Origin of the sequence: Streptomyces sp. NPDC050738, assembly GCF_040654175.1 — a bacterium.
Classification (GTDB): Bacteria; Actinomycetota; Actinomycetes; order Streptomycetales; family Streptomycetaceae; genus Streptomyces.
Genome location: NZ_JBFAHN010000008.1, coordinates 364,221 through 387,030, shown reverse-complemented (window position 1 = coordinate 387,030; position 22,810 = coordinate 364,221). Strand labels below are relative to the sequence as shown.

General features: G+C 68.1%; 14 protein-coding genes. 6 read left to right on the top strand and 8 right to left on the bottom strand.

The genetic code is table 11. From position 1 onward, the window contains the following. Window positions 1-354 precede the first annotated feature (354 nt). Complete coding sequence (locus AB0H78_RS23005; RefSeq protein WP_363236376.1) at window positions 355-2,040, bottom strand: ribonuclease J; 1,686 nt, start codon at window positions 2,038-2,040, stop codon at window positions 355-357. Between the two features lie 119 nt (window positions 2,041-2,159). Continuing rightward, window positions 2,160-3,059 carry a 4-hydroxy-tetrahydrodipicolinate synthase gene (gene dapA, locus AB0H78_RS23000; protein WP_363236375.1) on the bottom strand — a complete coding sequence of 300 codons (900 nt, stop codon included), beginning with the start codon at window positions 3,057-3,059 and terminating at the stop codon, window positions 2,160-2,162. Window positions 3,060-3,493: 434 nt separating this feature from the next. Between dapA and AB0H78_RS22995 the strand changes: the two genes are divergently transcribed. Then, window positions 3,494-3,733, top strand: a complete 240-nt coding sequence (locus tag AB0H78_RS22995; RefSeq protein ID WP_363236374.1) for a hypothetical protein — start codon at window positions 3,494-3,496, stop codon at window positions 3,731-3,733. Window positions 3,734-3,827: 94 nt separating this feature from the next. After that, window positions 3,828-4,391, top strand: coding sequence for a hypothetical protein (locus AB0H78_RS22990; RefSeq protein WP_363236373.1), 564 nt, complete (start codon window positions 3,828-3,830; stop codon window positions 4,389-4,391). Here AB0H78_RS22990 and AB0H78_RS22985 read toward each other — a convergent pair. The 6 genes from AB0H78_RS22985 to eccD all read right to left on the bottom strand — a co-directional run bounded on the left by AB0H78_RS22985 (window position 4,381) and on the right by eccD (window position 11,554). Next, window positions 4,381-4,833, bottom strand: a complete 453-nt coding sequence (locus tag AB0H78_RS22985; protein WP_363236372.1) for a hypothetical protein — start codon at window positions 4,831-4,833, stop codon at window positions 4,381-4,383. The two genes, AB0H78_RS22990 and AB0H78_RS22985, sit on opposite strands and share 11 nt — an antisense overlap. 11 nt (window positions 4,834-4,844) lie before the next feature. Then, window positions 4,845-5,600 (bottom strand): 4-hydroxy-tetrahydrodipicolinate reductase, encoded by a 756-nt coding sequence (gene dapB / locus AB0H78_RS22980; RefSeq protein WP_363236371.1) that lies wholly within the window; start codon window positions 5,598-5,600, stop codon window positions 4,845-4,847. A gap of 22 nt (window positions 5,601-5,622) precedes the next feature. Next, the gene (locus AB0H78_RS22975) at window positions 5,623-7,002 is read right to left on the bottom strand and encodes a pitrilysin family protein (protein WP_363236370.1); all 1,380 of its coding nucleotides are present in this window, start codon (window positions 7,000-7,002) and stop codon (window positions 5,623-5,625) included. Beyond that, window positions 6,999-9,215 (bottom strand): polyribonucleotide nucleotidyltransferase, encoded by a 2,217-nt coding sequence (locus tag AB0H78_RS22970; protein ID WP_363236399.1) that lies wholly within the window; start codon window positions 9,213-9,215, stop codon window positions 6,999-7,001. Before AB0H78_RS22970 ends, AB0H78_RS22975 begins: the two co-directional genes overlap by 4 nt. A gap of 364 nt (window positions 9,216-9,579) precedes the next feature. Continuing rightward, window positions 9,580-9,870 carry a 30S ribosomal protein S15 gene (rpsO, locus tag AB0H78_RS22965; protein ID WP_363236369.1) on the bottom strand — a complete coding sequence of 97 codons (291 nt, stop codon included), beginning with the start codon at window positions 9,868-9,870 and terminating at the stop codon, window positions 9,580-9,582. Between the two features lie 223 nt (window positions 9,871-10,093). Then, entirely contained in the window at window positions 10,094-11,554 is a 1,461-nt protein-coding gene (eccD, locus tag AB0H78_RS22960; protein ID WP_363236368.1) for a type VII secretion integral membrane protein EccD, read from the bottom strand. Between the two features lie 281 nt (window positions 11,555-11,835). On the opposite strand from eccD, the gene eccCa reads away from it, so the two are divergent. From eccCa to AB0H78_RS22940, 4 genes are all read left to right on the top strand, one after another. Beyond that, window positions 11,836-15,780 carry a type VII secretion protein EccCa gene (eccCa, locus tag AB0H78_RS22955; protein ID WP_363236398.1) on the top strand — a complete coding sequence of 1,315 codons (3,945 nt, stop codon included), beginning with the start codon at window positions 11,836-11,838 and terminating at the stop codon, window positions 15,778-15,780. A gap of 151 nt (window positions 15,781-15,931) precedes the next feature. Further along, window positions 15,932-16,303: a hypothetical protein gene (locus AB0H78_RS22950; RefSeq protein WP_363236367.1), complete on the top strand. Its 372-nt coding sequence runs from the start codon at window positions 15,932-15,934 to the stop codon at window positions 16,301-16,303. A 64-nt stretch (window positions 16,304-16,367) separates the two neighbouring features. Then, window positions 16,368-20,459, top strand: a complete 4,092-nt coding sequence (locus tag AB0H78_RS22945; RefSeq protein WP_363236397.1) for a toxin glutamine deamidase domain-containing protein — start codon at window positions 16,368-16,370, stop codon at window positions 20,457-20,459. Window positions 20,460-20,480: 21 nt separating this feature from the next. Beyond that, window positions 20,481-22,655 (top strand): SUKH-4 family immunity protein, encoded by a 2,175-nt coding sequence (locus tag AB0H78_RS22940; RefSeq protein ID WP_363236366.1) that lies wholly within the window; start codon window positions 20,481-20,483, stop codon window positions 22,653-22,655. Window positions 22,656-22,810: the final 155 nt, after the last annotated feature.

The following is a 22,810-nucleotide window of genomic DNA, read 5'->3' as shown; positions in this document are numbered from 1 at the left end:
AACATATCTGGCGTTGACTTTTGGCACGCTGTTGAGTTCTCAAGGAACGGACGCTTCCTTTGGTCCCATTTCACTGGGCCCTCCGGGCGCTTCCCTTCGGTCTTGCGTTTCCGACTCTATCAGACTTTGTTCTGTCCGATTTCCTCGGCGCCTTTCAGGTTTTCGCTTTCGCGTTTCCCTTTCCGGCGATTCCGACTTTATCAGAGATTCTGAGTCGGAATTCCCGCTCCTACTTGGGTGCTCCAGGCGCGCAAGCGCGCCGGTTTCCCGTTCAGGCGGAGACGTAAACGTACTGGAGCGGGGTGCCCCGAAGCAAATCGAGGTGCCCCGCTCCAGCTGTGCGTGCTACGTGCGTCAGACCTCGACGACGACCGGGAGGATCATCGGGCGGCGGCGGTAGGTGTCGGAGACCCACTTGCCGACCGAGCGGCGGACGAGCTGCTGGAGCTGGTGGGGCTCCACGACGCCGTCCTGCGCCGACTTGTTGATGGCCTCTTCGATCTTCGGGATCACGGCGTTGAACGTCGCGTCGTCGATGCCCGAGCCCCTGGCCTGGATGTGCGGGCCTCCGACGATCTTGCCGGTGGAGCTGTCGACCACGATGAAGACCGAGATGATGCCTTCGTCGCCGAGGATACGGCGGTCCTTGAGAGAGGTCTCCGTGACATCGCCGACCGAGAGGCCGTCGACGTACACGTAGCCCGCCTGGACCTTGCCCACGATCCGCGCCTTGCCGTCGACCAGGTCGACGACCACGCCGTCTTCTGCGATGACGATGTGGTCCTTGGGGACCCCCGTCAGTGCGCCGAGTTCGGCGTTGGCCCTCAGGTGGCGCCATTCGCCGTGGACCGGCATCAGGTTCTTCGGCTTGCAGATGTTGTAGAAGTACAACAGCTCGCCGGCCGAGGCGTGACCCGAGACGTGGACCTTGGCGTTGCCCTTGTGGACGACGTTGGCACCCCAGCGGGTCAGGCCGTTGATGACCCGGTAGACCGCGTTCTCGTTGCCCGGGATGAGCGACGAGGCCAGGATCACCGTGTCGCCCTGGACGATGCGGATCTGGTGGTCGCGGTTGGCCATCCGGGAGAGCGCGGCCATCGGCTCGCCCTGGGATCCCGTACAGACCAGGACGACCTCGTGGTCGGGCAGGTCGTCGAGGGTCTTGACGTCCACGACCAGGCCCGCGGGGACCTTGAGGTAGCCCAGGTCACGGGCGATGCCCATGTTGCGGACCATGGAGCGGCCCACGAAGGCGACCCTGCGGCCGTACTCGTGTGCCGCGTCCAGGATCTGCTGGATGCGGTGCACATGGCTGGCGAAGCTGGCCACGATGATGCGCTTGTCCGCGTTGGCGAAGACCGTGCGCAGGACGTTGGAGATGTCCTTCTCGGGCGGTACGAAGCCGGGGACCTCGGCGTTCGTCGAGTCCGAGAGGAGAAGGTCGATGCCCTCTTCGCTCAGACGCGCGAAAGCGTGCAGGTCGGTGAGGCGGCCGTCCAGCGGGAGCTGGTCCATCTTGAAGTCGCCGGTGGCGACGGCCATGCCCGCAGGGGTGCGGATGGCCACCGCGAGGGCGTCGGGGATGGAGTGGTTGACCGCGATGAACTCGCAGTCGAAGACGCCGATGCGCTCGCGCTGTCCCTCGGTGACTTCGAGGGTGTACGGGCGGATGCGGTGCTCCTGGAGCTTCGCCTCGATCAGCGCGAGGGTCAGCTTGGAGCCGATCAGCGGGATGTCCGCCTTCAGGCGGAGCAGATACGGGACCCCGCCGATGTGGTCCTCGTGACCGTGCGTGAGCACGATCCCCTCGATGTCGTCGAGGCGGTCCCTGATGGTCGTGAAGTCAGGAAGGATCAGGTCGATTCCGGGCTGTTCTTCCTCGGGGAAGAGCACACCGCAGTCGACGATCAGCAGGCGGCCTCCGTACTCGAAGACCGTCATGTTGCGGCCGATCTCGCCGAGCCCGCCGAGCGGGGTGACGCGAAGGCCGTTCTTGGGAAGCTTCGGCGGGGCGCCGAGTTCGGGATGCGGATGACTCAAAAGACTCTCCTCACCACGCACGCCACGTACCCATCGGCACGTGGCGCGGCGTGACATTCGTGCACTTGCAGTTGGTTGCCTGTGTGGTCTTGCGTATTCAGTTGTGAAGTCTTGGGTTGCTAGAGGTCTACCCCACCAGCGGCCAGATCGATCTTGAGCTGGGCCGTTTCGTCGGCGGTGAGCTCGACGAGCGGGAGACGCAGCGGGCCTGCGGGCAGGCCCTGCAGTGCGAGGGCCGCCTTCGTGGTGATGACGCCCTGGGTGCGGAACATGCCGGTGAAGACGGGGAGCAGACGCTGGTGGATCTCCGTGGCCTTCTGGAACTCACCCGACAGGTGGGCCTGCAGAAGTGCACGCAGCTCCGGGGTGACGACATGACCGACGACCGAGACGAAGCCGCACGCCCCCACCGAGAGGAGGGGGAGGTTCAGCATGTCGTCGCCCGAGTACCAGGCAAGGCCCGAGCGGGCGATGGCCCAGCTGGCGCGGCCGAGGTCGCCCTTGGCGTCCTTGTTGGCGACGATCCTGGGGTGCTCCGCGAGGCGGACGATCGTCTCGGTGTTGATCGGTACGCCGCTGCGGCCGGGGATGTCGTAGAGCATCACCGGAAGCTCGGTGGAGTCCGCGATCGCCGTGAAGTGCCTGAGCAGGCCTTCCTGCGGCGGCTTGTTGTAGTACGGCGTGACCGCGAGGAGGCCGTGGGCGCCCGCCTGTTCGGCGGCGCGGGCGAGCTCCAGGGTGTGGCGGGTGTCGTTGGTGCCGACGCCGGCGATGACATGGGCCTGGTCTCCGACTGCTTCCCGTACCGCCCGTACGAGGTCGTTTTTCTCCGCGTCGCTGGTGGTCGGGGACTCGCCGGTGGTGCCGTTGACGACGAGGCCGTCATTGCCTGCATCCACCAGATGGGTTGCGAGCCGCTGCGCACCGTCGAGGTCGAGCGCGCCGTCCGCCGTGAAGGGCGTGACCATAGCGGTGAGGACCCGCCCGAAGGGGGTCTGCGGAGTGGAGATCGGAGCCATGGGTAACACGCTACTCGCTGCTCACCGCGCGGTGTGCCCTCGGGGGCTGGAGAGGAAGGAGCCCGGCACTGCCTGCTCGGGGGTTCAAGCAGTGCCGGGTCCGTTTGATCAGCCTAGATGAACTTCTCGAAACGGTGCAATACGGACACTTCGCATGATCGATCCGTACATCTGTGCTCCATGGGCCCCTCAAGGGCCGTGTGTCTTACGGCGCGACGCGGCCATTGGTGTCGAAGGCCGCGTGGGTGAGGGAAATGAGCTTCGCCCAGCACCTCTCCTGCCGATCGGCACCGACAACCAGGGACGGACGGGCCGTCAGGAGAAAAGTTCGGCCAATTCGTCGAAATCAGGCACCAATCGGTGGTGTTGAACGTCTGTAACTGTGGAACCAGTTGTGGAACCAGCCACCTTCGATCTCCAAGGAGAAGTACCCCATGTTCCGCCGGCGTGAAGCCGTCCCATTCGCATTCGTCGCCGAGGCCGACCGCTTCCGCAGTAACGTCACCCCTCCCCCACGAGAACGTCCCAGCGTGTCCCAGCTGGCAGGCAGGACGCTGGTCGGACTGACCGTCGTCGCGGGGCTCGTGGGCTCGCTGCTCTTCGGAGTCCCGGCACTTGCCGCCGATCAGTCCCCGGCCCACACGCAGCAGTCCGAGGCATCGGACGGTCGCTGACTCTTCCGGCCCCCCTGGGGTGGTCGAGCGATCACCCCGTCGGTAGCCTCACCGGGCACAGCCAATCGAGCGTGCTTGTGAGTGAGGATCAGTCGTGCCCCTGCCTTTCCTGACGGCCGACCGTGCGTTTGACGCAGCCGCCGAGGACGTCGCGCTGCCGTTCGACGACCACGACCAGTGGCGGCGTCCCTACCGGCCAGGACCGTGGCGGGTGGCGGCGGCAGCGATGCTGCTGCTGCTCGCCTCGTTCGTGCTGCTGGCGGCGACGATCATCGCCGCTGCCGGTGCGCTCCCCGGTGCGGCGGTCTGCGCCGGCTTCGGGGCCGCGGTGATCGCCTCCACGCTGCGGCTGCTGCGGGTCGGCACCTGGGTGAGCAGGCACGGGGTGCGGCGCGTCAGCTTCTTCTCCACGACGACCGTCCCGTGGGGCAAGGCCCAGGCGCTGCGCACCGTTCAGCAGCCGGTCAAGTGGCTCGGGCTGCCGCGGACGGTGCAGGGGCAGGCGCTCGTTCTCGTACGACAGGGCGGCGAGACTCTCGCGCCGCTGCTCACCGATCACAGCGCGGACTTCCTGGCGCGCGCCGAGGCCTTCGAGCGTGCCACGGACACGGTCGAGGCCTGGAGCGACGAGTACGGGATGTCGTCCGCTACGCGATGACGGGCTTCCCCGCGTGCAGCGCTATGGCGCGCTGCATCGCCTTCCGGGCGCGCGGGGTGTCCCTGGCGTCCTGGTAGGCGACCGCGAGGCGGAACCAGCAGCGCCAGTCGTCCGGGGTGTCCTCGGTCTCCTCCTTGCGCCGCTGGAAGACGGCGTCGGCGGAGTTGCGGTCGATACGGCCACTGGGTGTGCGGGCCAACTCGTCGGCGGGCAGGCCGCCTTCGGCGTCCAGTTCCGCGGCGAGGCGGTTGGCCCGCTGGACGAACTGGGTGTTCTTCCAGAGGAACCAGATGCCGATCCCCGGCAGGATCAGCACGGCCACGCCGAAAGTGACCGTGAGCAGTGTCCCGTGCTCGATGAGCATGATGCCGCGGGTGCCGACCAGGGCGAAGTAGAAGACCAGGACGGCAGCCGTGACGAGATAAGTGATCTTTGCGCGCATGAGCGTTCTCTTCAGGCCAGGTCGAGGAAGTTTTCCAGGCCGAAGGTGAGGCCCGGAGTGGTCACCACCCGGCGGGCGCCGAGCAGGATGCCCGGCATGAAGCTGGCGTGGTGGAGCGAGTCGTGGCGGATGGTGAGCGTCTCGCCCTCGCCGCCGAGAAGGACTTCCTGGTGGGCGAGGAGCCCGCGCAGCCGGATCGAGTGGACGGGGATGCCGTCGACGTCCGCGCCGCGCGCACCGTCGAGCGAGGTGCTCGTCGCGTCGGGCTGGGGGGCGCAGCCGGCCTTGTCACGGGCCTCCGCGATCAGCTGGGCGGTGCGCCGTGCGGTGCCCGAGGGGGCGTCCGCCTTGTTCGGGTGGTGCAGTTCCACGACCTCGACGGACTCGAAGAAGCGGGCCGCCTGCTGGGCGAACTGCATGGTGAGCATGGCGCCGATGGAGAAGTTCGGGGCGATGAGCACGCCCGTCTCCGGGGAGGCTTCGAGCCATGAGTGCAGCTGCGCGAGGCGTTCGTCGGTCCAGCCCGTGGTGCCGACCACGCCGTGGATTCCGTTGCGTACGCAGAACTCCAGATTGCCCATCACCGCGTCGGGGTGCGTGAGGTCGACGACGACCTCGGCCTTGGCGGCGGTGAGGGTTTCCAGGGTGTCGTCGCGGCCGAGGGCCGCGACCAGTTCCATGTCCGGGGCTTCTTCCACGGCCAGGACCGCCGCGGAACCGATACGGCCCTTGGCACCGAGAACGGCCACGCGCAGCTTGCTACTCATGCTTCATGTTCCTTAAGGGGATCTAGGAGACCGCATCGTGGAGGCGGTCGGCCTGCTTGTCCTTCAGGGGGCCTATCACCGACAGGGAGGGGCGCCGGCCCAGGACGTCGCGCGCCACTTCGCGCACCTCGTCCGGGGTGACCGCCGCGATGGACGCGAGCATGTCGTCGACCGACATCTGCTCGCCCCAGCACAGCTCGCTCTTGCCGATACGGTTCATCAGCGCGCCGGTGTCCTCCAGGCCCAGGACCGTGGAACCGGAGAGCTGGCCGATCGCCCGGCCGATCTCCTCGTCCGTGAGACCGTGCGACGCGACCTGGTCGAGCTCGTCGCGGCAGATCTTGAGGACGTCGTGGACCTGGCTCGGGCGGCAGCCCGCGTAGACGCCGAAGAGGCCGCAGTCGGCGAAGCCCGAGGTGTACGAGTACACGCTGTAGGCCAGGCCGCGCTTCTCCCGGACCTCCTGGAAGAGGCGCGACGACATGCCTCCGCCGAGCGCCGTCGACAGGACACCGAGCGCCCAGCGGCGTTCGTCCGTGCGCGCGAGTCCCGGCATGCCGAGCACGACGTGCGCCTGTTCCGTCTTGCGGTTCAGGAGCTCGACGCGGCCTGCCGTGCGCAGGGTGCGGCTGCCGGCGCGCGGGGGCGTCGGGACCGCGTCCGTACGGGACAGGGCTCCGGCCTTGTCGAAGGCCTTGCGGACCTGACGTACGACCGTGGCGTGGTCGACGTTGCCCGCGGCGGCGACGACCAGGTGCGTGGGGTCGTAGTGCTTCTTGTAGAAGCGGGAGATCCGGCTCGCGTCGAGCGCGTTGACCGTGTCGACCGTGCCCAGGACCGGGCGGCCGAGGGGGGTGTCGCCGAGCATGGTGTGCGCGAACAGGTCGTGCACGCAGTCGCCCGGGTCGTCCTCGGTCATCGCGATCTCTTCGAGGATGACGCCGCGCTCGGCGTCGACGTCCTCGGCCCGGATCAGGGAGCCCGTGAGCATGTCGCAGACGACGTCGATCGCCAGGGGCAGATCGGTGTCGAGCACACGGGCGTAGTAGCAGGTGTACTCCTTCGCCGTGAAGGCGTTCATCTCGCCGCCGACCGCGTCGATCGCGGACGAGATGTCGAGGGCGCTGCGCTTTTCGGTGCCCTTGAAAAGGAGGTGCTCGAGGTAGTGGGTGGCGCCGCCGAGGGCCGGGGTCTCGTCGCGGGAACCGACGTTGACCCAGATCCCGAAGGTCGCTGAGCGGACGGAGGGCAGCGTCTCGGTGACGATGCGCAGACCACCGGGGAGGGTGGTCCTGCGGACCGTGCCGATGCCGTTCTCGCCCTTGAGAAGTGTTTGGGTACGGGCGACGGCCCGCCCCTCCGAAGAGGTGCGGGCCGTCAACCGTGAGCTACGGGACGTCACTTGTCGGTGTCGTCCTTCGCGTCGTCCGCGTCCTCGCCCTCGATCACGGGGATGAGGGAGAGCTTGCCGCGCGAGTCGATCTCGGCGATCTCGACCTGGACCTTGGAGCCGACCGCGAGCACGTCCTCGACGTTCTCCACGCGCTTGCCACCGGCGAGCTTGCGGATCTGCGAGATGTGCAGCAGGCCGTCCTTGCCGGGCATCAGGGAGACGAAGGCACCGAAGGTGGTGGTCTTGACGACCGTACCCAGGTAACGCTCGCCGACCTCCGGCATGGTCGGGTTGGCGATCTGGTTGATCGTCGTGCGGGCCGCCTCGGCCTGCGAACCCTGCTGGGCACCGATGTAGATGGTGCCGTCGTCCTCGATCGTGATGTCGGCGCCGGTGTCCTCCTGGATCTGGTTGATCATCTTGCCCTTGGGGCCGATGACCTCACCGATCTTGTCCACGGGGATCTTGACCGTGATGATGCGCGGCGCGTTCGGGGACATCTCGTCCGGAACGTCGATCGCCTCGTTCATCACGTCGAGGATGTGGAGGCGGGCATCGCGGGCCTGCTTCAGCGCGGCGGCCAGGACCGAGGCGGGGATGCCGTCGAGCTTGGTGTCGAGCTGGAGCGCGGTCACGAACTGCTTCGTACCGGCGACCTTGAAGTCCATGTCACCGAACGCGTCCTCGGCACCGAGGATGTCGGTGAGGGCGACGTAGTGCGTCTTGCCGTCGATCTCCTGGGAGATGAGGCCCATGGCGATACCGGCGACGGCGGCCTTGAGGGGCACACCGGCGTTCAGCAGCGACATGGTGGAGGCGCAGACGGAGCCCATGGACGTCGAGCCGTTGGAGCCGAGAGCCTCGGACACCTGGCGGATCGCGTAGGGGAACTCCTCGCGGGTCGGGAGGACCGGGACGATGGCGCGCTCAGCGAGGGCACCGTGACCGATCTCGCGACGCTTCGGGGAGCCGACGCGGCCCGTCTCGCCGACGGAGTACGGCGGGAAGTTGTAGTTGTGCATGTAGCGCTTGCGGGTCACCGGGGAGAGGGTGTCCAGCTGCTGCTCCATGCGGAGCATGTTGAGGGTGGTGACGCCCAGGATCTGGGTCTCGCCACGCTCGAACAGCGCCGAGCCGTGCACGCGCGGGATGGCCTCGACCTCGGCGGCGAGCGTACGGATGTCCGTGACGCCACGGCCGTCGATGCGGACCTTGTCCTTGATGACGCGCTCGCGGACGAGCTTCTTCGTCAGCGAGCGGTACGCGGCGGAGATCTCCTTCTCGCGGCCCTCGAACTTCGGGAGCAGCTTGTCGGCGGCGATCTCCTTGATGCGGTCCAGCTCGGTCTCGCGGTCCTGCTTGCCGGCGATGGTCAGCGCCTGGGCGAGCTCGGAGGTCACGGCCGACTCGAGGGCGGCGAAGACGTCGTCCTGGTAGTCGAGGAAGACCGGGAACTCGCCGGTGGGCTTGGCAGCCTTGGAGGCGAGGTCCGACTGGGCCTTGCAGAGACCCTTGATGAAGGGCTTCGCGGCTTCCAGACCGGCGGCGACGATCTCCTCGGTGGGAGCCTCGGCGCCGTCCTTGACGAGCTGGATGGTCTTCTCGGTGGCCTCGGCCTCGACCATCATGATCGCGACGTCGCCGTCCTCGAGGACGCGACCGGCGACGACCATGTCGAAGACGGCGTCCTCGAGCTCGGTGTGCGTCGGGAACGCGACCCACTGGCCCTTGATCAGGGCGACGCGGGTGGCGCCGATCGGACCGGAGAAGGGCAGGCCCGCCAGGATCGTGGAGCAGGATGCGGCGTTGATCGCGACCACGTCGTACAGGTGGTCGGGGTTGAGCGCCATGATCGTCTCGACGATCTGGATCTCGTTGCGCAGGCCCTTCTTGAAGGAGGGGCGCAGCGGCCGGTCGATCAGACGGCAGGTGAGGATCGCGTCCTCGGAGGGGCGGCCCTCGCGGCGGAAGAAGGATCCGGGGATCTTTCCGGCCGCGTACTGGCGCTCCTCGACGTCTACCGTGAGGGGGAAGAAGTCCAGGTTTTCCTTGGGCTTCTTCGAAGCGGTGGTGGCCGACAGCACCATGGTGTCGTCGTCCAGGTACGCAACGGCGGAGCCGGCGGCCTGCTTGGCGAGGCGGCCCGTCTCGAAGCGGATGGTGCGGGTGCCGAAGGTTCCGTTGTCGATAACGGCCTCGGCGTAGTGGGTCTCGTTCTCCACTAGCGTTTTCTCCATACTCGTCGTCTTCGTCCCCCTGCCCGTGTGGCGGGGAACGGTGCCGGAGAAGCGCCCCTGGGGTGCTGGCCGGTCTTCGATCGAAGCACCCGGGTCGTATTTTCCGGGGGCCACTACCGAGGACCGGCGCCTGCGAGGGTGCGCCTCTCCTCTTCGGTTGTGCTCTGCTACCAGATTACCCAGGTTCGCCTGACGGCGTCCCTGGCTCCGAGCTGGGCGGAGCTGCTTGTCCGGCTGGGGGTTCGGGGGTTATCCCCCGAGACCATGCAGCCCGACGCCGGCCGCAGTCGTGCACGTACAGCAAAGGGAGCGGCCCCCGAAGTGTGGGAACCGCTCCCTTCACGGCGAACTACTTGGCGCCGCCGGCCGCACCACGGCGGATGCCGAGGCGGTCGACCAGCGCACGGAAGCGCTGGATGTCCTTCTTCGCCAGGTACTGGAGAAGGCGGCGACGCTGACCGACCAGGATCAGCAGACCCCGGCGGGAGTGGTGGTCGTGCTTGTGGGTCTTGAGGTGCTCCGTCAGGTCGGAGATCCGACGGGAGAGCATGGCGACCTGAACCTCGGGGGAACCGGTGTCGCCCTCCTTCTGACCGAAGTCGGCGAAGATCTGCTTCTTTGTAGCGGCGTCGAGCGGCACGCGTACTCCTCTTTGGGGTTCTATGCGCCCACGAGTGCCCCTGGTCTGGTTCTCAGGGGGGCTTCCGTGACTCGGAGGCGAAGACCGATGGGCGCAGCTCCCAGAGGATGAATCCGGGGGCGCGTACACAAACGGCCGTTACACAGCGTACCAGGGGCCGGGAGCGCGGAAGCCCGCGGTCCTGAGGACCGCGGGCTTCCGGGGATGACCGGGGCGGGGTGGGTCAGATTCCGCCGCGGACCTTGCTGTACACGTCCAGTACGGCCAGGCAGAGCGGGATCAGGGAGAGCAGGACGATCGAGTCCGCGATGTCGAGCATGCGGCCCCAGAAGGGGGAGAGGCCCTTGCTCGGGACGATCAGGCCGATCGCGATGAGGAGCAGGGAGCCTGCTGCCACCGCGGCGCCGAGCCAGAGGGTGCGCACGTCCACGGGGGCGTGGTTGCCCATCAGCAGTTCCCTGATGATGTCCGTCGGAGGCGAGATCGCCAGGCCGAGGACCAGGAGGCTGAGCGTGGCCACGCCGGCCACCATCAGGCAGGTGACCTGCGCGGTGTAGCGGAAGAGGCGGGCGCGGAACATCGCCGCGACGCCCACGGCCAGGGCGAGGAACTGGGCCCAGCTGTTGGAGCTGAAGCCGAGTACGGCGCCGCCGGAGCCGACGATCACCATGGCGCAGCCGCCGACGAGGCCCAGGAGGAGCTCGTGGCCGCGGCTGGTCTGGGCGACGATGCGGTTGATGTCGACCGCTTCGAGGTTGCCCTCGGTGGTGCCTTCGCGGCGGGCGCGGGCCAGGTCCTCCGGCGAGCGGAAGCCGATCGGGAGCTTGGCGAAGCGGGCGGACCAGCCCGGCAGGAAGCCGATGACGGCCAGGGCGACGATCGCGGTGCCCGCGGCGATCTCCCGGGGCGCGGCTTCGGTCAGTACGGCCGTGAAGGCGGCCAGGGTGCCGATCACGGAGGCCAGGGCCGCCGCGACGAAGGGGGCGTCGCCCTGCGGGAGCAGCATGATCAGGACGACCGAGACGAGCAGGACGCAGACGCAGCCGACCAGGAACTGGAGGCGGCCGGGGCCGTCCGCGGCGTCCTGGGGCAGGATGCCTGAGCCCGCGATGAGGGCCTGCGGGAGGGCTGCGATACCTAGGGCGACGGCGGCCGCCCGGTCGTCGTACACCCGCGCCCGTACGCCGGCGAGCGCGGCCAGGGCGACCGCGAAGACGCCGGCCAGGATGCCCTGGAAGCCGTGCATGTCGTGGCGGACCGGGTCGGCGAACCAGAGCACGAAGCCGAGCATCGTCAGGAGCAGGACGCCGGAGACCAGGCCCGCGACCCGCATGAGGTTGTCGTTCCAGCTGCGGTTGTCCTGCTTGACCGCGGAGGCGATCGCGTCGACGACGTCGTCGTGCACGGCCGGCGGGAGCGAGTCCGCGAAGGGGCGGAGGAGAAGGACCTCGCCGTCGCGGACGCGGTGCTCGACCAGCGAGCGGCTGGCGTCGAGGACGCCGCCGTCGCGGCGCACCAGGTGGTATCCGGCGAGCGAGCCGTCACTCTGGGCCATGCCCGAGAGCCGGATGATCTCCGGATAGATGTCCTGGATCGGCAGGTCTTCCGGCAGCGCCACATCGATCCGGCTGTCCGGCGCTGCGACGGTGACCCGGCAGAAGCCGGTCGATGTGCCCGTGCTCACCTGGTACATCCCCCATGTTTTATAGAAGGTGCTGCGTACGGCCTGTTTCGTATGGATTCATACGCGTTCGACAACGTTGCTCACGCGCCTCTTATGTGGCGCGGTGCGCCACCTTATCGTTCGCCCCAGGGATTGCATCCCCCGCCTCCCTCCTCAACTGCCCTCCTGCTTCCCCTTCTTCCCCGGAGTATCAGTAGGATCGGCGGACGCTGACGGGATGCCGGTGCCGCAACGGGGGCGTCGGTGCAGAGACGTAACAATCGCGAAGGATGAGTGCATCGGTGAGCGTCGTCATCATCAAACGACAGCCGCGGGTCCAGCCGCCGGCCGTCCCGGACGGCGAGGTCAGGCTCGAATCGCCGCCCGAGATTCCGCGGGAGGGTGACGACAGCATCTGGATGAACCTGCTGCCGCTGCTCGGCATGTTCGGTTCTGTCGCCTTCTTCTTCATGCCGGGCGCACCGCCCTACATGAAGGTCGTCGGGTCCGTCATGGCCGCTTCCACGGTCGCCATGGCCGTCGCCCAGCTGGTCAAGTCCAGGGCCGGCGGCGGCGCGACCATGGGCCAGGACCGGCGTGACTACTTCCGGTATCTGGAGCAGGTCCGCAAGGACGTGCACAAGACCGCCGACCTGCAGTTCCGCGCGCAGGTCTACCAGCACCCGGACCCCGACCAGCTGTGGGCGCTCGCCGCCGACGGCAGGCGGTTGTGGGAGCGGCGTCCGACCGACGCCGACTTCGCATCCGTACGCATGGGAATCGGCAGCCAGCAGCTGTCCACTCCGCTGGTCGCGCCGGAGACCGCGCCCAAGGAGGAGCTGGAGCCGCTGACGGCAGCGGCGATGAAGGCCTTCCTCGACGCCCATGGGCGGGTTTCCGATTTGCCGGTTTCTGTCTCGCTTCGCGCCTTTTACCATGTGGCGATCTGCGGCGACTCGGACACGGTGTACGGCAACGCACGGTCCGTGATCGGCCAGTTGGCCACGCTCCACTCCCCCGAGGACCTCGTGGTCGCGGTGGTCGCGCACCCCGCCGCCGCGGCGGACTGGGACTGGATCAAGTGGCTGCCGCACACCCAGCACCCGAAGGAGAAGGACGGCGCGGGCTCGTCCCGGCTGCTCTTCGACGACCTCGGTGAGCTCGAGGACGCCCTCGCCGACCAGCTGGCCGACCGGCCGCGCTGGAACCGCGAGGCGACGCCGGTCTACGACCAGCCGCATCTGCTGGTGGTGCTCGACGGCGGGACGGTTCCGCCCGACTCCGAACTGGCCAGCTCCGACGGGCTCCAGGGCGTCACCTTCCTGGAGGTCGCGCCCGGCGAGCTGGAGGACGAGCTGCGGGGGAACCTGACCGCGTATCTGGAGCCGAACGCGCTGCAGCTGTACGTGGGGCGGCAGTCGGCGTACAGCGGGCGGCCCGACCTGCTGAGCATCGAGCAGGCCGAGTCGCTGGCCCGCCAGCTCGCGCCGTACCGCGTGGGAAGCGCCGAAGAGGGCGAACCGCTGCTCTCCAACCTCGACTTCACCGACCTCATGGGGATCGGTGACGCGGGTTCTGTGGATGTTTCGCGTACGTGGCGGCCCCGCACCCTGCACGAGCGGCTGCGCGTGCCGATCGGTGTCGGCGAGAGCGGCGAGCCGGTCATGCTGGACCTCAAGGAGGCCTCGCAGGAGGGCATGGGCCCGCACGGGCTGTGTGTCGGGGCGACCGGTTCCGGTAAGTCCGAGGTGCTGCGAACTCTCGTGCTGGGGCTGGCGGTCACCCACTCCTCGGAGACGCTGAACTTCATCCTCGCGGACTTCAAGGGTGGTGCGACCTTCGCCGGTATGGCGGACATGCCGCACACCGCGGCCGTCATCACCAACCTCGCCGACGACCTCACGCTGATCGACCGTATGCGCGACTCGATCACGGGTGAGACGCAGCGCCGGCAGGAGCTGCTGCGTTCGGCCGGCAACTACGCCAACATCCACGACTACGAGAAGGCGCGTGCGGCCGGTGCTCCGCTGGAGCCGCTGCCCTCGCTGGTCATGGTGCTCGACGAGTTCTCCGAACTGCTCACCGCCAAGCCGGACTTCATCGACATGTTCATCCAGATCGGCCGTATCGGCCGTTCGCTGGGTGTGCACCTGCTGCTCGCCTCGCAGCGTCTGGAGGAGGGCAAGCTGCGCGGGCTCGACACGTATCTCTCGTACCGCATCGGTCTGAGGACCTTCTCGGCGGCCGAGTCGCGCACCGCGATCGGTGTGCCGGACGCCTATCACCTGCCGTCGATCCCGGGTTCGGGTTATCTGCGGTACGACACCGACACCATGGTCCGCTTCAAGGCGGCGTACGTATCGGGTGCGTACCACGGCGAGGGTCCGGCGAGGGCGCAGCGCTCCACGCGGCTGCGGCCCGCGCTCTTCACCGCCGAGCACGTGGAGCTGCCTCCGCAGCCGGTGGTCGAGGAGCCGGAGGTCTCGACGCGGGTCGACGACGCGCTGGCCGAGACCGTGCTCGACGTACTGGTCGGCAAGATGGCCAACCAGGGCCCGCCGGCCCACCAGGTGTGGCTGCCTCCGCTGGACGAGGCGCCCTCGCTCGAACAGCTGCTGCCGGCGCTCTCGGTGACTCCGGAGCGGGGTCTGACCGCGCCGGAGTACACGGCGCTGGGACGGCTCAATGTGCCGGTCGGCCTGGTTGACAAGCCCTTCGAGCAGCGGCGTGACGTGCTGTACCGGGACTTCTCCGGCGGCCAGGGCCACGGCATGTTCGTGGGTGGTCCGCAGTCCGGGAAGTCGACGCTGCTGCGTACTCTCATCTCGTCGTTCGCGCTGACCCACACACCGAGCGAAGTGCAGTTCTACTGCCTGGACTTCGGTGGTGGCTCGCTGATCTCGATGGAGGACATCGCCCATGTGGGCGGGGTCGCCAACCGTCTGGACGGCGAGAAGGTCCGCCGTACGGTCAGCGAGGTCACCGGGATCCTGAACGCGCGGGAGGAGTACTTCCGCGCCAACAACGTTGACTCGATCACGACCTACCGCCAGCGGCGTGCCTCGGGTCAGCTGCCCGACCAGCCGTGGGGTGACGTCTTCCTTGTCGTCGACGGCTGGGGCACCTTCAAGACGGACTACGAGCAGCTGGAACCGTCGATCACGGACATCGCGATGCGCGGTCTCGGCTTCGGTGTCCACGTGATCATCACCGCGAGCCGGTACACCGAAGTGCGTCCCGCGCTCAAGGACATGCTGCAGAACCGCGTGGAGCTGCGGCTCGGTGACCCGACCGAGTCCGAGGTCGACCGCAAGGTCGCGCAGAACGTTCCGGCGGGCGCGTCCGGCCGCGGTCTGAGCCCCGACAAGCTGCACTTCATGACGGCGCTGCCGCGGATCGACGGCTCCTCGGAGACCGACGACCTGTCGGATGCGACCTCTGCGCTGATCAGGGCGGTCAACGAGAGCTGGCAGGGCGCTCCGGCTCCTGTCGTACGACTGCTGCCCACGCTCCTCGAAGCGGACCGGCTGCCCAAGGGCTTCGAGCACCCGGAGCTGGGTGTCGCCTTCGGTATCGACGAGCAGTCGCTCTCGCCCGTCTTCATCGACTTCGAGGCGGACCCGCACTTCATCGTCTTCGGTGAGAGCGAGTCCGGGAAGTCGGCGGTCCTGCGGCTGCTGGTCAAGCAGATCGTCGAGCGGTACTCGCCCGACCAGGCGAAGATCGTCATGGGCGACTACCGGCGTGCGCACCTGGAGGGCATCCCGGACTCGCACCTGTCGCGCTACTGCGCCTCGGCGCCTGCGCTGGCGGAGACCATCCAGGGTCTTGCCGGATCGCTGCAGCGGCGTATGCCGGGTCCCGACGTCACGCCGGAGCAGCTGCGGAACCGCAGTTGGTACAACAGCCCGGACGCCTTCGTGATCGTCGACGACTACGACCTGGTGGCGAGCGGGCAGAATCCGCTGTCCCCGCTGCTGGAGTACCTGCCGTTCGCGCGGGACGTCGGTCTGCGCCTGATCATCGCGCGTGCTTCGGGCGGTGCGAGCCGTTCGCTGTACGAGCCGATCATGCAGCGCATGCGGGAGCTGGGCGCCCAGGGCATCGTGCTCTCCGGCGACAAGTCCGAGGGCCAGCTGCTCGGCAATGTGGCGCCGCAGCAACTGCCTCCGGGCCGCGGTACGTTCCACACGCGGCGACGCGGCGGGCAGATGATCCAGACGGGCTGGCTGCCGGCGCGGCACTGAACATGACCCTCTCTTGAGGGCAGCTTGATTGACACGGTCTCGTCACAAAGGTCCGGTGTCCGTCCCCAATCGGGGGCCGGGCATCGGACCTTTGTGCAATTCCCGTTAGGGTGACGGGATCTGAGGGGCAGTCGAGCCGGGAGGGGACGCCGTGTCGGGCAGCGGACAGATCGAGGTCGACGCACCGGTCCTGAAGACCGAGGGCTACCACTTCTTCGAGGTGGGGCAGAAGTTCAGCGAAGCGGTCACGGGCCTCCAGAACGGGCTCACCGCGCTGGAGGGGACCGGGACTCCGCCCTGGGGCGACGACGATCTCGGGGAGAAGTTCGGGGTCGTGTACGAGGGCTTCCGCGACGGGATGTACGAGTCGATGGGGAGCCTGGCGCAGCGCCTGGCGGGCATCGGCATGGCCCTGACGGAGATGGGCGTCAAGCACGAGGCCAACGAGGACGCCACCTTCGAGATGATCAAGACGAACGAAGACGGACTCCACGGCGTGGAAACGAAGTTCACCGCCATCTAGGCCTCGGGCCGGTCGGCCATCTGACGTGTTCGTACGTGTGTGACGGGGGAAATCTGCTGTGTCGATGATGCTGCCGGGCGAGCTCGAGTGGGTCCTCGAGATGCTCGGCTACGACTGGCCGACGGCGGACGAGGACAAGATGATGGAGTCCGCCACGGTGTGGCGGAAGTTCGCGGAGGACGTGCGGACGCTCCACGAGGCGTCCAACACGGCGGCCTCGACGGTCCTCAAGGCCAACTCCGGTGACGCGGTCGACAAGTTCCGTACGACGTACGAGAAGTTCGGCGGGGGCGCGGGCGGGGACGGCCACCTCGAGAACGCGGCGATGGCGGCCGAGATCATCGCGGCGGCGATGGATGCGGCCGCGTACATCGTCATCGCCTGCAAGATCGCCGTGATCGTCCAGCTCATCGCGCTGGCCATCGAGGTCATCGCGGCGCAGGCCGCGGCCCCCTTCACCTTCGGGCTGTCGGAGGTGGGTGCTCTCGGCGCCACGCAGGTCACCAGGATGATCGTCCGGCGGATCCTGAAGGAGCTCAAGGACGCGCTGATCGACGCGATCGTCGAGGCGATCAAGGAGCCGGCGACCTCGGCGGTCGAGGCGATGATCAGCGACCTGATCGCGCAGAGCCTCAACGTCAGCTTCGGGGCACAGCAGGGTTTCGACCTGGGTCGTACGGCGGGCGCGGGCAAGGACGCCGGCTGGGACGCGATCAAGCAGACGCCGCAGACGCTGGCGGAGGGCGTACGGGACAGCCTGGGCGAGAAGGCCGGGCACCGGGCGCGGCATGCGGTGGACAGCCGGGTGGACGGGACGCATGGGGCGGGCGGGGATTCGGGGGCCGAGCCGGGGTCCGGTTCGGGCGACTCGGGTACCTCCGGCGACTCGGGTGACTCCGGTGACTCGGGTGACTCCGGTGACTCGGGCAACTCCGGTGACTCCGGGAGCCGTACCAACTCGGGTGACGGCGCGGACGGGAACTCCTCCTCGGATACCGGGGACTCCAGCTCCAGGAACTCCAACGACCCCGGTGCCACCGTGTCGGCCGACGCCCATGTGAACACGGGCCCCGACGGCACGAACATCGGCGGCGGCATCTCCGCCGACACCGGCTCCAGCGCGGACACACCGGACGTCGGATCGCGTACGGCACCGGACCCCGGCTCCACCCCGGACTCCGTATCCCCGCAGAGCGGGCCGCAGCCGGGCGACTCCACGACGCCGACCATCCCTGACTTCGACGAGCAGCCTTCGCCGTCGTCCGCAGTCCCTGACTCTGCCAACTCCCCTTCAGGCGGACCGGATTCGAGTTCCCAGTCCCCGTCCAACGGCTCCTCCGCGGACGGCGGCCGCCCCTCCTCCCCCACGCCCCACACCGTCTCGACGCCGTCGGCTTCGTCCGACAACGGCAATCACTCGGGCAACGGGCGCGGAATCAGCACGTCGGTGGACAGCCTGGCCGCCACGGCCCCTGCGCCGCAGCACCATGCGAGCCCGGCGCCGAGCACGTCGGACGGGCCGTCGAACTCGCGCCCCGACGGCAACAGCTCGATGCCGACGAGCCCTAACTCCCCCGGGAACACCGCGAGTACACCGAGCTCCCGGCCGGGCAACACGGGTTCGGCACCGTCACCGTCAGGACGTACGCCGTCTTCGCCTTCCCCGTCGACGCCTTCGCACGCGACGCCTTCGACGCCCTCCACACCGTCGACGAACTCGGGCCCGAGAGTGACACCGTCATCGCCCTCGTCCCCCGGCAACCCGGCGTCGTCGACGCCGCGCGGGTCCGCGCTGACGGCGACCAGCACCGCCCCGTCGTCGAGCTCGCCCACCACGAACCCGTCGAACTCGTCGTCCTCCCCCACGTCGTCCACGCCGACGACCGCCCCGTCGCGTACGAGTACGCCGACACCAGGAGCGACGGGCACACCGGACTCCAACTCACCACGAGCGACGCCGAGTACGCCGGGCACCCCCGGAACGCCGCCCGGCAACACCCCGGGCAACCCGAACACACCCAACACCCCGGGCAGCCCGCAACAACCGGCCGCCCAGAACCCGGCGTCGACCCCCGCGACCCCGACGACCACGCCCCAGGGCCAGCACAACACCACGGTCCCGGCCCCGGTGCACACCATCGCCCACACGGCCCCGGCCACCCCGTCGTCCGCCCACATCCCGCACCAGCAGTCCGACTCTCCCGCCCAGCACACCCCGACGTCCTCTACACGCAACACCACTCCGCCCGGCGGCGTAACCCACCCCACGCACGCCGAACAGAGCGCGCTGAACGACTCGGTCCCGCGCGACGCCGACGGCAATCCGACCCGCCCGCCGGACCCGGCGGACGGCCCCTGGGTCCAGCACATCAACGGCGAGGGCCCGGATGCCCCCGGCCGTAACAACAACTGCGTGGACGTGGCGCTCTCCACGGTCGACACCTACGCGGGCAACCCGACGGCGGCAGCGGCCCGCACCCCCGACACAGGCCCCGACGGCCTCCCCTCGGACCGCGGCGAAACGAACGGCCGCAACCGCATCGAGAACGCCCTGGGCGCCCGTTTCAGCGACATGGGCGACGGCCGCAACGCCTTCAACCGCCTGGAGAACACCCTCCGCGACTCGGGCCACGGCTCCCAAGCGGTGATCATCACCCAGGACGCCAACGGCCGCGCGCACGCCTGGAACGCGGTCAACCACAACGGCCGCATCACATACGTCGACGCCCAGACGGGCCGCACGAGCCAAACCCCCCTGCACGACGGCAAGAACGGCGTCTTCGCGGTCCCGCTCGACGCGAACCGGCGGCCGATCACGCCCACGGCAACTCCGACCGCGACGAGCGACGCCTCCACTCGCGAGTCCCCAACCACTCCTGGCCACAGCGACCGCCGACCCGCAGCGGACCCCGCAGGAGCGGACACGTCGGACAACGAGGCCGAAGATCCCACTCGGGAAGAGCGCAACAGCTCCCTGCCCCCTGCCGAACAGCCGGGCGACGTACAAGCCAACCTTCCACCAGATGCGGAACAGGATCACCTGCGCAGCGATCCCGACCATCCGGTCCACAGGATTGATCTGCCTCGCGTGGACGCTCGTCTCCGGGGCTGGGCCGATGACGGAAGCTTGGGAACACTCCTCGAAAGGGCAGGGGAGCGACAGGCCGCCGCCGAGGCCGCGCGAGAAGCGGGCAGCCCTCTCCCTCCGACGGCATTCACCGCTCGCGAGCTACGCGAGGTACTGGGCCCCGACTTCGCCCGGATGAACGACGGTGAGCGCATGGCCGTCGTGGCGACGGTGGCCAGAATGAGCCAGGTGTTCCACGAGAACAACGGCGTCGGACAGAGTCCCGAGCCCGCGCCCGACGGCGAAGGCGCCTACCGGGACGCTCCGGACCTCAAACCGCGGCCCGGTGAAACAGATAGCCGTCCGGACCCCATCGCTGATGTCCAAGGCTCCGCGGCGGCAGAAAGCCGCGCGAACTCGGGAGACAGTTGGCCCCCAGCACATCGACAAAAGGGAAGCGATGCGCACAGTTCGCTGACAGATCTCCATCGTGCGCATACCGGCAATCCCAACGCGGGGCTCCAACCGAAGAACGTGAAGAGTCTGCTCGAAGCAGCGGACGGTCATACCCCAGATTTCTCAGGGAAGAACTATGCCGTTATCGAAGTGCAGGACGCGGATGGGAACAGTACCTTCGTGGTCGACTCATCGATTCCTGCTAACGCAGAGGGATACTCTCCGCGCCACTCCGAAAGGCACCTGCTCGACTGGATGGACCGGCTCAACGCGAACAAGGAGGAGTCGGGCGAAAAACCCTACACGATCGCTGGACTCTACACAGAGCGCGAGCCCTGCGGCGAAGGTCACGGGCATTCTCACTGCTCCGACCGGATAAATAAACGCACTGAGGGATTCCCTGTCCACTACGGGACCACCTACCGCACGGACCCGGATGGCCAACCTGATCGCGATGAACTCCGCGCGGAACTGCAAGAAGCAGGGAAACACTCCAAGAGTCAGATCGACAAGAAAGTAAAAGACCTACGCACACCCAACGAACAGCAAATGGACAAGGAAATCAACGATCACCTTTCTGCGATCGGTGAGATATGGGCACGCACACGTAGGTCCTTGATACCTTCGCCGTAGTTTGCTCCTGGAGGTACGAAGATGACTGATGCCGACCCGGCCCTCACGACGGTCTCGCCGGACGAAGCGGCGGACGCTCTCCTGGAGTGGTGGGAAACCGCACGCCCGGCGAAGAAATGGATGCACGTGCTCGACGGTCCGTCGGGCACGGCGCTGCCCGTCCTGCAGGACCTGCAGGCGCGGGTCGAGGGCAGCGTCCTTCTCGACGTGACCGGGCTGACGGCCGAGGAAGTCATCTGGCGCGTCACGGAGTTGCTGGGGGTCGACCCGGCGGACCGGGAGAACGGCGGCTGGGAGCAGAAGGTCCGGTGGCTGTCCGAGCGCCGATTGGTCCTCCTCGCCCACGTGCACCGGATGGGCCGGACCAGACGATCGTGCGAAGCGGAACGCCTGCGGAACAGCATGCTGCGGTTCACGTGCTCCGCGAAAGGGCTGCGCATTGTGGCCCATCTCGCCGCCCCTGTCCTGCTCGGGGCATCCGACGCGGGTTTCGCTCTGGGGGGCGCCGCCGCACCGGAACCGCCCGTCCGGCCGGAGCCGTTGCGTGCGCTCGCTCTCGCCGAACCTCGCGTTGTGCCACTCCAGGTCTGGGCGGAGCTGATGGCGGCACTCGGAACGGAGGGGTGGGACGAGGACTCTCTGTCCGGCTTCGTCGGGGAGACTCCGGGGTGGTTCGACGTACAGGAGGAGGGCGTCGCCTTCGCCGACGAAGGGCTGGCGGAAGCGATCCGCCGGGAGACGGATCCCGGCACTCTGGCGTACGTCAACCGACACATGACCACCTGGCTGCGCACTCTCGGACCCCGGCTTCATCATCCCGCCGGCTGGCAGGCCGGCGGGCCGTTGGGCGCGTATGCGGCGGCCGCGCTGGCCATGCACGCCGCCCAGGCCGACCATGAAGCCCCCGGCTCTACAGGCCTGTTCGAAGACGTCATCGCGGACGGCGCCCTCGCCGCGAACATCTCGCAGGTACCGATGATGGATGCTGCTCACTGCGCGTCCCAGGGTTCGGTGGGCGGCAATTCCGCAGCCGCCGACGCGATGTACCTTTGGCTGTACGATGTGGCACCCTCCGCCCAGGCCGAATGGGCGTCCTGGCTGCATCTGATGGCATTCGCCCGCGGCGACAGAACATTCGCAGCCGCTGTGGAACACTCCGGCGTCCGACTCCCCTGGACGGCCAGGTGGACGAATTGGCGTCCGCCCGGCGGCTATCACCTCGACTTCCTCCAGGCGGGCACGGTGGAAGCGCTGGTGGAGGTCCGCTGGCAGGGACGGAAAGCGGTCGCCTCAGTCGGCGGGGACCGACACTCCGACGTAAAAGTCTGGGACGCAATGACGGGCGCATCGGTCGCGGGCCCCTGGCCGGGCGGGAAGAGAATTCCCGAAGAACACCGTTCCGACCTCACCTGGCCCGAACCCGGCACCGGTGGTCCGGAGAACGCCCGCGACGTCTGGGACCGCCTTCCGGAGACTGATGACCCCGAATTCCGTTTCCTGGACGGGTCGATGCTGCCGCTCGGTGACCTCTCTCTGCTGGGTGGCTCCGGAGGAGTGCTTGCCATCTCCTTCACCGAAGGGATCACGGCCCTTGAGCCGCCGCGCAACCGTCCATCGATTCCATACGCCACGGCCGGCGCCATCACGCCCGTCGGCGCCTCAGTGCCGGGCCCGCAGGACCTGCGCGCCCTGTTCGGCCCCGATGTGTTCCACGCCATCGATGCGGACGACCTGCCCGACGGGGTGACCCATCACGAGACCCGCAGGCTCCTCCTGGAACTCGGGGTGCCCGAGTTGTCCGAGAGCGGTCTGTCCATCGAGCCGGACTGGGAGTGGTTTCTCTCCAGCCTCTCCTGGACCGAGGAAGTCGAACGGCCGGACACGGAAGGTCCGTTCTTCTGCCTCGGCAGGTGGACGGGGGGAGTGCTCGTCGTCGATGGAATCACCGGGCATGTCCTGCGCATGCCGTTCAATCCGGAGGAAAGCGATCTGGACGGGGTGCTGGTGGCGTCGGGGCTGTCTGCCTTCTTCACCATGGCCGGTCTCTGGTTCACCGGAGTGCGCACGCACAGCACCATCGCGGAGGATGAGGAGAAGTTCCTCCTGCGCGACCATGTCGCAGCCGCACTGCGCACCGTCGACGACCACGGGGCCGGGGCCGGCGCATGGTCGTTTGTCTTCGGCCTCGATGAATGAACAGGCTGCCCAAAGTCCGGAGATCATAGGGGCCTCGAGGAACAGCTTGGCGCCGCCATCGGGAGGGCAATCGGTAGCGAAGGGGATTGGCTGATCACCGGCCTCACGGGCCGGTTCCGCGTCCGCGCACTGCCGGGCATCCAGTCCAACCTGGC